The sequence below is a fragment of the Pseudomonas sp. PS02303 genome (assembly GCF_029959925.1).
In the GTDB taxonomy this organism is placed as follows: domain Bacteria; phylum Pseudomonadota; class Gammaproteobacteria; order Pseudomonadales; family Pseudomonadaceae; genus Aquipseudomonas; species Aquipseudomonas mandelii.
In genome coordinates this window covers 1-11,026 of sequence record NZ_JASCOM010000198.1, presented here as the reverse complement: position 1 = coordinate 11,026, position 11,026 = coordinate 1, and the positions used below count along the sequence as shown (strand labels likewise).

Below are 11,026 nucleotides of genomic sequence, written 5' to 3'. Positions count from 1 at the left end.
TGCTCGCGAAAGCGGTTTCACATTCAACAGCGATGCTGAATGTTATGACCCCTTCGCGAGCAGGCTCGCTCCCACAATTGTTTTAGCGGTGTGTCCGGAAGCGCCGCCAAATCACAGACACAAAAAAGCCGTGCCCGGATTGCTCCGGAGCACGGCTTTTTTTACTGCGTCTTACTTGTTAACAGCGTCGGTCAGGCCTTTGGCCACAACCAGCTTGATAACTTTCTTGGCAGCGATTTCGATGGCAGCGCCAGTCGAAGGGTTACGGCCGGTACGGGCTGGACGCTCAGTCACTTTCAGTTTGCCGATACCTGGCAGAGTGATTTCGCCGCCGTTTTCCAGCTGATCGGCAACGATTTGGCCCAGTTGGTCCAGAGCGTTACGCGCGGTGGTTTTTGGCGCGTCGATAGCTTCAGCGATGTCGGCGATCAGTTGGTCTTTAGTAAGAGCCATGTAGTGTTCCTTCCCTATCAAATTCATATGGATTGCAGAGTGCAGTGTCAGCCATCGAGCCCGATCTTCTGGATCTGGCACCCTCGGCCAATAACCACTAGATCGGGGTTATAGATACCGAAATCAGGGTTTGGTTCGACCTGACAAATGCTGAATGCACGCTTAACGCAGTGACTTCGCGTAAGACGGGGCAAAACTAGCACAGAGACGGGGAAATATCCGCCTCTAGCTACCCATTTGGTCAGCTTTATTGCTCTAAAACGGGAAAAAACTGCATAAGGGCAGTCGCACGGCTGCGAATTACCCTACGAACCGCGCCAAAACCAGTGGTTGCGGTACACTTGGCACTTTTTGGGGGAGCACGCCCTCCTCTCTTCAATCAGCCGAGAAGCCCATGCCGATCCGTCATTGCATCGTCCACCTGATCGACAAAAAACCCGACGGCACACCCGCAGTTCTCCACGCCCGCGACTCGGAACTGGCCGAATCGAGCGCCATCGAGAACATGCTTGCCGACCTCAACGAGAGCTACAACGCCAAACAAGGCAAGGCCTGGGGATTCTTCCATGCCGAGTCCGGGGCGCATCCGTTCAGCGGCTGGCTGAAGGAGTACCTCGAGGGCGGCAAGGATTTCACGGCGTTCAGCCGGGTGGCGGTGGAACACCTGCAAAAGCTGATGGAAGAGTCGAACCTCTCCGTGGGCGGCCACGTGCTGTTCGCGCATTACCAGCAGGGCATGACCGATTACCTGGCGATCGCCCTGTTGCACCACAGCGAAGGCGTTGCAGTGACCGATCAGCTGGACGTGACCCCGTCCCGTCACCTGGATCTGGGCCAGTTGCACCTAGCCGCGCGGATCAACGTGTCCGAGTGGCAGAACAACAAGCAGTCCAAGCAGTACATTTCATTCATCAAAGGCAAGAACGGAAAAAAGGTGTCGGAGTATTTCCGCGACTTTATCGGTTGCCAGGAAGGCGTCGACGGCCCCGGCGAAACCCGTACCTTGCTCAAGGCCTTCAGTGATTTCGTTGAAAGCGAAGATTTGCCGGAAGAATCCGCCCGCGAGAAAACCAAGACCCTGGTCGATTACGCCAGCAGCCAGGCCAAGCTCGGCGAACCGATGGGCCTGGAAGAACTCTCCGAGCTGATCGACGAAGAGCGCCCGAAAGCCTTCTACGATCACATCCGCAACAAGGATTACGGCTTGTCTCCGGAGATCCCGGCGGATAAACGCACGTTGAACCAGTTCCGCCGCTTCACCGGCCGCGCCGAGGGCCTGTCCATCAGCTTCGAAGCCCACCTGCTGGGCTCGAAGATCGAATACGACGAAGAGGCCGGCACACTGATTATCAAGGGCCTGCCCACTCAGCTGACCGATCAGCTGAAGCGACGCAACTGATGCTGAACGGCGTGCTGAAGAAATTCCTGCTGATCCTGCTGGTGGTCGTGGTTTACCAGAACTGGGGCAAGATCGAGCGGGTGTTCAGTCCCAGCCAAGTGGTGTCCGAGCAGACCCAGGCCAAGGCCAACGTCGTGCTCTACGCGACCGAATGGTGTGGCTACTGCAAGCTGACCCGACGCTTTCTCGATCAGAAAGGCATTCCGTACAAGGAATTCGATATCGAAAAGGATGCCGAGGCACGCAAGGCATATGAGGCGCTGGGTGGACGCGGGATTCCGCTGATCGATGTGAACGGGACGTTGATTCGCGGGTATGACCCGGATGAAATCCTCGCCGCCCTGAAGTAACTGATCAGGCTCACCAACCTGTGGCGGGGATTTATCCCCTCGCCACAGGCAGTTTTATACGCGTTTGTCGATTCGGAACCCAAACCGCGGAAAGTGCACATGCACCACTCCGGCCCGCTCGTCTTCACGACGCAGAATCAATTCCTCTCTGCCCGCAAACAACAACTCACCCGCCACCGGATCAACGCCGTAATCCGTTGCCGCGATGACCACCTGCTGGCCAGGCTCAAACCCGTTCGGCTCATCGAACTGCTCGTCCGGTAACGCGGCGGGTGTGGCATTACGCGCAACCTCCAGCGCGGCCTCGGAGGTCATCTCGCTGAACGCGCCATGCCCGAACCCCATCACGCGACCCAACCACGCCGACACCGCCGGATATGCATCAACCAACGGCGAGGTCACGGGCGTGGCCTTGAGGAACCACATCGGATGGGCCAGCGCGAAGTCGGCAATCGATGGCTCGCCGAACAGAAAGTCGCCCTGCTCGCGCTCAAGCTGCTGCTCCAGGCGCGCCATGATTGTCGGCCATTGATGCCGGGCTTGCTCGGCGGACAACTTTGTCGCGCTGCCACCACTGAAGAGTCCGGCGCGATCAGCCAGAAACGCCTTGATCGCTTCCGGCGGCAGATTGCCGAAACGCACCGCGATCGATTCCGGTTGAAACACCAGGCTCACGGCATGCTGGAATACCACCGAATCGGCCCAGGCGGCGAACGTCGCGGCGATCATTTCCTGGCCTTCCGGGAAGAAGGCCGGCAAGGCTTTCTCCTGCTCCAGTCGACGGGCGATCAGCGATGTGTCGCAGTAAATATCTGCGCCAACCTGCAGCACTGGCGTCTTGCGGTAGCCACCGGTCAGGGCGGTCAGATCGGGTTTTGGCAAGATCGGCGCGATCTTCACCGAGCGCCAGGACAGCCCCTTGAAACCCAGCAGCAAGCGGGCCTTTTCGGCAAAAGGGGACGTCGGGTAATGATGAAGAATCAACTCGGACATGCTCGGCTCCGCCGCACGGATTAGGAATCCGCAGCTTAGCGCGCAATTCGGGAGCAGCCTACAGGTCTGCCTGATGGGCACTTATCAGTCAGGTTGATAAGCCCGCGGCGGCACTTGCGACCAGACATTCCTTGGCGCTTTTCCTGAGTTTTTTGATCAAGCGTTCCTGTCGCAAGGCTTCGCTTTTGTCGCGGCAGACTTCTGTGTAGACCAAGGCAACGGCAGGGCTGGAGAGGAAGAAGCGTGCGCCCTTGCCACTTTGGTGAGTAGCGAAGCGGCGCACAGGATCGTCGCTGATCCCGCAGTACAGCGAACCATTGGCCGCGCGAACGAGGTAGACGAACCAGGGTTTACTCACCGGTGTGTCGGCGTCGACGGGAATTTCGCTGAGGGTAGTCACGTCACGATCAAGGCTTGAAAGGAAACAAGCCGCGATCTTATCAGCGACTGGCCTGGAATGCCTTCAGCCCCTTCAACGCCTGAGCGCGAACGGCATTTCTTACCGCCGGAGTCCAGCCCAGCAGCAGGCCTTTGAAACCCAGCGCCTGGCGCGACCAGGCCCACATATCGAAGCTGTCATGGTGCTCGCAGATCTTGCCGTCACGAAACACGAACTGCGCCTGAATATCATTGACCACCGTGTTGCCGGTCTGGCTGAACAGATAGGTCGCGACCCAATGCGCGCCGCCCGTACGGTCCTCGGCGCGAACGTTGTCGAACGTCAGGGAAAAATCCTTCGCCCGAGTCGTGAGCATGCGCCACATGTCCCCGGCATCGCGTCCGCGCAATTCGCCGAATGCCGGATCGCTGAACAGCACATCATCGGTATAGCAGGCGCTCATGGCCTCGGCATCCAGCCGCTGGAAGGCTTGGTAGAACTGGGTGATCAATGCGCGGTTGGCATCACTCATGGGCAGGCTCCGGACGTTTGAAGGATTGCCTGCACGATAGTCAACAAATGCGCGGAACACTATCGGCATTCGTGGCGGGAATACCCTGGGGTGCGCTGTCGCCTAGTGCACCATGCCGTTGTCCCGGGCGTAAGCGAAGAGATCCACATCCGTGGAAATGCCCAGCCGCTGCATGGCCATGCTTTTTTGTTTACTGATGGTCGACACACTGCGTTTGAAATAGCTCGCGATCTCACTGACGGTCATGCCGCTGGCGAGCATTCTCACCACTTCATGTTCTTTGGCCGACAGCGAAGGGGAATGCGAATGAGCCTCGACGTCTGCCTGAGCGAGCGCGGTACGCAAGGACTCGCTGATGAAACGCCGCCCTTCACCCACTGATTTGATTGCCAGAGGGAGCTCCGTCGCCGAGGCATCCTTGGCCACGATCGCCATCACGCCTTGCGCGAATGCCACCCTGAGCGTCGCAACGTTGGCAAACATGGTGACCAGAATGATCGGCGTCGAAGCGTAGTGACGTCGAACCGTGCTCAGCATCTTCAGTCCGTCGGCCTGTTGGTTGCCCGGCATGGAGAAGTCCGTGATCAACAGATCGCACGGCGTGGTCGAGAGCAGGCTCAACAGGCTGTCCGGGCCATCGGCCTCACCCACGATCACACACGTCCGGCTTAGATCGATGAGCATCCGTAACCCGATGCGGACGACAGGATGGTCGTCAGCAATAATTACGCGCATTGTCGGATTTATCCTGTGTGGTGACTGGAATACGCGAAAAGTAACGCCGTCCTATTCCGACCACAACGACCAATCTCGACCGCTCAACCACCGTCCTCAACGGATCCGGGCCCCTGTCCTTTCTCTGATAAAACAAAAGGAACCGCCCTACGTTTTAAAGCTACGCAACTCACACCAAAAGACTACAGACAACAGGTCGAACGATGACGATCTGTAGCCCGCCCTGACCTTTCATACACTCGCCCCGCCTTTTTCGTATTAGTTGCATTTCGTCCGGCGACCTCGACCGATAGATTGCGCCCTGCCCGCTCCGGGCAAACTCCTCAATCATCTTTCATCAAGGAAGCGTCGACGCATGAACAAATACATAACCCTCCTGACGGCTACTTTGCTCCTGACTGGCGCATCGTCCGTTATTGCCGCCTCCAGCACGGACCTGACCGTGAAGGGTCTGATCACGCCAAATGCATGCACACCAGCACTGGCCGGCGGCGGTATTGCCGATCACGGCAAGTTTTCCGTACAAGACCTCAATCCCGACAAGCACACTTACTTGCCTGAAATAATCATGCAAATGACAGTGAACTGCGATGCGGCTACGCCGTTTGCGATCAGCCCGATTGATAACCGTGCAGGCACAGGCACGTCGGGCAATTACTTTGGTCTGGGGCTGATCAATACCCACGAAAAGCTGGGCCACTTTCGCGTTGCTCCGCGCAATGTGATGGCGGACGCCACCCAAGCTCAAGCCATTCTCTCCACTGATGGCGGCAAGACCTGGCTTAAGGAAGGGTCGACAGCATTCTGGGGGGTCGACAACATCTGGAGTGTCGGTGCTCAGGGGACCGTCATTGCTCCCATCGCGATGAAGGAATTGAGCCTTGATCTGTATGTGCGTACCGGCATCGCCCCCACCAACGGCCTGACCCTGACCGACGAAGTGACGCTCGACGGCTCCGCAACCCTACAGATCAAGTACCTGTAACCCTCCGTCATCAACGAGCAACGCCCGGCCCACGGCAATGCCCGCTCACTCAAAGGACGAACCATCATGGAAAGATGCTCCCTCGCTCGATTGGCGCCCCTGTTGCTCATCTGTGCCCCCGCAGCCCTGGCCGCCAGCAGCACCGAGCTGAGCGTTACCGGCCTGATTACACCCGGCGCCTGCACGCCCAGCCTGTCCGGCGGCGGCATCGTCGACCACGGCAAAGTGACGGTGAAAGATCTGAGACCTGACCAGCCCACGGCCCTGGAAAACGGCACGCTGTATCTGGAGGTGAATTGTGATGCCGCCACGCGGTTTACCCTGACGACGATCGACAATCGCGAAGGCTCTTCCGTCTTTCACCCTAACAGTCACGGGCTGGGCGTCGTCAATGACGACCAAAACCTGGGCAGTGTTGCGTTCGGTCTGTTCGATACGGTGGCCGATGGGGCGGCGGTGAAAACCATCATGTCCTTGAACGACGGTGCCTCCTGGCGAGTGTCTTCCTACCTGGGACACGCCGGCCGGACCGCGTTCGCGGCGTTGAATGACCTGGGTACACCGATCGCCATCAAGAATTTGCGCGCGCGGCTCACGGCGTTTACCACCATCGTTCGCGCGAACGACCTGACGCTGACCGACGAAATCCCCATCGACGGGCATGTCACCGTGCAGCTGAATTATCGATAGGCCGGTAATCCAGGCTCCTTTTTAAAACCATTCAACGAGACACGTCATGACGATGTTTTCCAGTGTCACCCGTCATCTGTTCCATTCGGGCATCGGCGCATTCGCCCTGCTGCTGACCGCACACGCCCAGGCCGACGGCATGGTGCCGAACACTTCGGTGGTCATCGTCAACGAGGCTGACGGTGAAGCGTCCGTGTCGGTGACCAACACCGATGCCAACCTGGCGTTGATGCACGTCACCCTCGAAGACATTGCCGAAGACAGCGAATCGCTGGTGTTCGTGACGCCACCCCTGGCGCGCGTCGAAGCGGGCAAAACCCAATTGGTGCGGTTCATTCTGCAAACGGACAAACCGCTGCTCACTCAGCGCTTGAAGCGGGTGATCTTCGAAGGCATCCCCCAAGGCAAAGCGCCTGCCGAGGCAGGTCAGGCCCGAGTCGGCGTGACGGTGCGCCAGAACTTGCCGGTGATCCTGCACCCCAAAGGCCTGGCGCCCAATCGCACGCCGTGGACCGACCTGCAATGGTCGCTGAAAGACGGTCAACTGACCGTGCGCAACGACACGCCTTACGTGGTGCGTCTGGGCCAGGAAGTGCAATTGTTACCGGCCGCGGGCAACGCGATGCTGCCGAAAACCTACGTGCTGCCCGGTGAGCACATCAGCATCAAGGTGCCCGAAGGCGCCGCCACGCAGGTGCGTTTTCAACCGGCGACGGTCTACGGCTTTGCCGTGCCGCATTACGAGGCGCCCATCCAGTCCTGAACCACCCTGACGGCGTCATCAAGGAACGATGAGCGCCCATGTTTCAAGGCGACGGCCCCTTGGCCGTTGCCACAGGCGTGCCTGTAACCGCACGCCGCAATAACCCAAGTGATCCTGATGAACACAGTATCGAATTACCGTGATGGCGAAGCCGTGCCCGTTATTCGCGACGGCGCTCGCCCTCATCCATGGCAGCGAACCACCTTGGCGGTGCTGCTGAGCAACGCGCTGATGATGCTCGATGCCTACGGTGAGGTGTCGATGCCAGCATCGTTCGACAAAGACACGTTACGGCAGCGCGGCATCGATCCGGCGCTGGCGACGCTGCTGATGCAGGCGCCGCAGTTCACGGCCGGCCGCCACCCGGTCACGCTCACCGTCAATGGCCAGCGTCATGGCCGGGTCGACGTCACGTTCGATCGCGAAGGGGCGTTGTGCTTCGATCGCACGCTGCTCGATGCGGCGAACCTAACGGTGCCCGCGCTTACGCAGGACGATGGCCCATGCCACGACTTTCTAGGCCGCGCGCCGCAGACCGTCATCGAACCGAACCCCGCTGGCCTGGCCCTGTCGCTGATCGTGCCCACCGATGCGATACGCCCCACTGCCCGGGATTTTTCCGGCTATCAAACCGGTGGTGTCGCCGGCTTGATCGACTACGACGTCACCGGTTTGCACAGCCGTTCCAGTGACAGCACCAGCCGCTACGCCTCGGCCAATACCGAACTCGGCTTCAATGCCGGTGACTGGATCGTGCGCAGCCGCCAGGTGCAGACCTGGCAGGACGACGTGTCCACAACGACTCATATTGCGGCCTACGCCCAGCGGACTTTCGCCAGCCAGGAAGCGGTGTTGCAGGCGGGTCAGATCAACCTCTACAACCCGGTGCTCGCCGGTGCGCAGATCACCGGCGTGCAAGTGCTGAATGAACAAGCCCTGCAGGTCGAAGGGCAAAGCGCGGTCATTGAAGGGATCGCCAACAGTCAGGCCCAGGTCGAGGTCCGGCAAAACGGTTCGCTGATCCATTCCACGGTGGTACCCGCCGGCCCGTTCGTGCTCACCAACGTGCGGCGGCTCAACACGCGTTCCGACGTGGAAGTCACGATCAAGGAGACCGATGGCAGCGAGCGCCGTTTTACCGTGCCGGCCGCGATGTTGGGGGTCAGTTTGCCAGCGCCCGGTTATTCGCTGGGCGCCGGTCAGGTGCGCAGTGTCGGTGACGCTCAGGGAGGCGATCCCTGGGTCATCAGCGGCGGCTGGAGCGGTGCGCTCGCCCCGCAACTATTGCTCAGCGCCGGCCTCACCGGCGCCGCCGACTATCGCGCGGCGGGTGCCAGCGTCGGCCTGTTGCCCTCGCCGTTCACTCAGGTGCAAGCCACGCTGACCGGCGCGGACGCCAGCGGCAGACACGCCAGCCAGGGGCTTCAAGCCGACCTGAGCGTCTCGCATCGGTTGAACGAGCAGTGGGCGCTCAATGCCGGCAGTTCTTACCGAACCCTGGGCTACCGGGAACTGGAGGAGGCAGTGTTCGCCAACACGTCCGACAACAGCCAGTCACGTTACCGCGATCAGCAAAGCGCGGCCCTGTCATGGTCGCATCCATGGCTCGGCGCCTTCAGCAGCGGCTTCAGTCGGTCCAGTTCGTTCGACGGCCAAAGCAGCAGCCGCGCCCTCGCATCCTGGGGCACCAGCATCGCGGGCGTATCCGTCTCGGCGACCGCCGAATGGCAGCTCAGCGGTTCGAACGGCAACGATGACAGCATCTACCTGAACCTCAGCATTCCCCTGGGCGAGAACCGCCGGGCACGCAGCTGGGTGCGCCGTTCCGCCGGCGAATACCGCAGCGGCGTGGGCTTGAGTGAACGGGTCAACGATCAGCTGGGTTACCGGGTTGGCGTCGAACACGACACGCGCGACAAACAGGTGCAATCCACGGCCGGCGTGTCGCTGCTGCCGCGCTACACCCAGCTCGATCTCAATTACACCCGCGCCGATGCCGAGCGCTCCAGCTATCAGGCCAGCGCTCGCGGTGGCGCCGTGCTGCATGGCGGTGGCGTGACGCTGTCGCCGTACCCGGTGAGCGACACCTTTGCGTTGCTGTCGGTCGGTGACATGGGTTCCATCAAAGTGTCGACGCCCAGCGGTCCGGTCTGGACCGACTGGCAAGGTCAGGCGGTGATCCCGCAAGTGACGGCTTATGGCAAAAGCCCGGTGGAAGTCGACACCAAAACCCTGCCGCGCAACGCCGACATTCACAACGGGCTGGCGGTGATTTCGGCCGGTCGCGGCGCTGTCGACAACGTTGAATTCGGCATCACGATGACCCGCCGGGCCTTACTCAAGGCCACCACCGCCAACGGCGCGCCCCTGCCGCGCGGTGCCTCCGTGAACACCGAGGATGGCGAGTTCGTGACCCTGGTGCAGGACGGCGGCCTGGTGTTCTTGCCCAACGCGCTCGACCGCCGTGCGTTGTGGATCAGCGCGCCGGAGCTGGAGCGCTGCGAACTGCGCTTCGAACTGCCCACCGACGCCGACGCCGACGCGTACTACGAAACCGCCCCCGCCAAGTGCCGAGCCCTCTGAGGATGACTTCATGAACCTGTTGCACTTTCTGCTATTGACCCTCGCGCTCCTGGCACTGAGTGGATTCACGCCAGTGGCCTCGGCGTCCATGGACGACTGCCAGTTCAACCTGAGCCAGCCGGTGCTCGATTACGGGCTGATGAACCGGGCGATACGGCCGGATGCCGCACCGGAGCGCAACCTCGGTGAACGCCAGCTCAGCCTGACCTTGAGCTGTGCGCAGCCCATCGACATGAGCCTGTTCTACCGGGCGATGGCCGCGACCGCCGAACGCTTTCACTTTGCCGAACGCGGCAGCTATCAGATGCGTATTCGCGATGCCGTGCTCGATGGCCAATCGGTCGAGATCGGGTTGATTGCCGGGGTCGGTCAGCCGCCGGCAGAAATGGCGTCGAGCCTGATCTGGCGACCGGAGCACGGGATCGTCCCGGTGCAGGCCGGCGTGGCGGTGCAAGGACGCAGTTTCTCGGCGCAGCTTCAGCTGACGGCCTGGGTTCAAGAGCAAGGCATGCAGGTGCGTGACGCGGTGACCTGGGAAGCCTTCGGGGTGTTCGACGCCGTCGCCGCCGGACGCACCCGCGAGGCGACCTTGCGCGCCCGCTTCGCTCCGGCGGCCTGCGAGCCGGTGCTGTCCAACGGCGGCGTGGTCGACTTCGGCACCCTGTCGAAAAAAGACCTGCACGCAGACCAGGACACACGCCTGCCGCCCAAGTCGTTGACGCTGAGGGTCGGCTGCGACGCGCCGACGTCCTTCGCCTTGATCATGCACGACAACCGCTCAGGCTCGGCGATGCTCGATAGCGAGATCGACTACGGCCTGGGCAAGGACGGCAGCGGCAACAGGATTGGCCGTTTTTCACTGCACGTCGACCCGGCCGACGCCAATGCCGACGGCTTCGCCCGCCTTTATCAAACCCACTCCAGCATCGCCGGCACAGCCTGGAACACCGGCAGCGCCAACCCGATCGCTATCGGCAAAAGCCGTTACCTGGCGTTCACCGACAACGACGGCAGCAGTGCCGGCCCGGTGCTGATCCAGAACCTCAGCACCACCGTGACCGTCGACGCCGTTATCGCCCCCACCCACAGCCTGGACCTGAGCCGCGCCCTCGAGCTCGGTGGCGCGGGGGCGCTCGAGATTATTTTACGGTTACACCCACCCCC

At 61.0% G+C, this 11,026-nt stretch carries 12 protein-coding genes; 7 read left to right on the top strand and 5 right to left on the bottom strand.

All coding sequences use genetic code 11. The annotated features are described in order from the left end of the window. Positions 1 to 171: 171 nt before the first annotated feature. Positions 172 to 453, bottom strand: a complete 282-nt coding sequence (locus QMX98_RS27020) for an HU family DNA-binding protein (RefSeq protein WP_007905514.1) — start codon at positions 451 to 453, stop codon at positions 172 to 174. Positions 454 to 847: 394 nt separating this feature from the next. Here QMX98_RS27020 and yejK point away from each other — a divergent pair, with 394 nt between their 5' ends. After that, positions 848 to 1,852, top strand: coding sequence for a nucleoid-associated protein YejK (gene yejK / locus QMX98_RS27015; RefSeq protein ID WP_010463075.1), 1,005 nt, complete (start codon positions 848 to 850; stop codon positions 1,850 to 1,852). Beyond that, positions 1,852 to 2,202 (top strand): glutaredoxin family protein, encoded by a 351-nt coding sequence (locus QMX98_RS27010; RefSeq protein ID WP_010463076.1) that lies wholly within the window; start codon positions 1,852 to 1,854, stop codon positions 2,200 to 2,202. Before yejK ends, QMX98_RS27010 begins: the two co-directional genes overlap by 1 nt. Positions 2,203 to 2,256: 54 nt before the next feature. Here the strand turns inward: QMX98_RS27010 and QMX98_RS27005 are convergent, their stop codons facing one another. From QMX98_RS27005 to QMX98_RS26990, 4 genes are all read right to left on the bottom strand, one after another. Then, complete coding sequence (locus QMX98_RS27005) at positions 2,257 to 3,195, bottom strand: glutathione S-transferase family protein (RefSeq protein ID WP_221108342.1); 939 nt, start codon at positions 3,193 to 3,195, stop codon at positions 2,257 to 2,259. 88 nt (positions 3,196 to 3,283) lie between these two features. Further along, positions 3,284 to 3,595 (bottom strand): GIY-YIG nuclease family protein, encoded by a 312-nt coding sequence (locus tag QMX98_RS27000; protein WP_282411641.1) that lies wholly within the window; start codon positions 3,593 to 3,595, stop codon positions 3,284 to 3,286. A gap of 40 nt (positions 3,596 to 3,635) precedes the next feature. Continuing rightward, a complete protein-coding gene (locus tag QMX98_RS26995) occupies positions 3,636 to 4,106 on the bottom strand; it encodes a nuclear transport factor 2 family protein (RefSeq protein WP_010463079.1) in 471 nt (156 codons plus the stop codon). Positions 4,107 to 4,208: 102 nt separating this feature from the next. Beyond that, complete coding sequence (locus tag QMX98_RS26990) at positions 4,209 to 4,841, bottom strand: response regulator transcription factor (RefSeq protein WP_077748275.1); 633 nt, start codon at positions 4,839 to 4,841, stop codon at positions 4,209 to 4,211. A gap of 355 nt (positions 4,842 to 5,196) precedes the next feature. Between QMX98_RS26990 and QMX98_RS26985 the strand changes: the two genes are divergently transcribed. From QMX98_RS26985 to QMX98_RS26965, 5 genes are all read left to right on the top strand, one after another. Next, positions 5,197 to 5,826 (top strand): DUF1120 domain-containing protein, encoded by a 630-nt coding sequence (locus QMX98_RS26985; protein ID WP_077748274.1) that lies wholly within the window; start codon positions 5,197 to 5,199, stop codon positions 5,824 to 5,826. 66 nt (positions 5,827 to 5,892) lie between these two features. After that, a complete protein-coding gene (locus QMX98_RS26980) occupies positions 5,893 to 6,516 on the top strand; it encodes a DUF1120 domain-containing protein (RefSeq protein ID WP_010463082.1) in 624 nt (207 codons plus the stop codon). 46 nt (positions 6,517 to 6,562) lie between these two features. Next, the gene (locus QMX98_RS26975; RefSeq protein ID WP_010463083.1) at positions 6,563 to 7,279 is read left to right on the top strand and encodes a fimbria/pilus chaperone family protein; all 717 of its coding nucleotides are present in this window, start codon (positions 6,563 to 6,565) and stop codon (positions 7,277 to 7,279) included. Between the two features lie 117 nt (positions 7,280 to 7,396). Further along, entirely contained in the window at positions 7,397 to 9,862 is a 2,466-nt protein-coding gene (locus tag QMX98_RS26970; RefSeq protein ID WP_282411640.1) for a fimbria/pilus outer membrane usher protein, read from the top strand. 10 nt (positions 9,863 to 9,872) lie between these two features. Next, a partial coding sequence (locus QMX98_RS26965) for a DUF1120 domain-containing protein (protein ID WP_282411639.1) occupies positions 9,873 to 11,026 on the top strand: 1,154 nt, incomplete at its 3' end.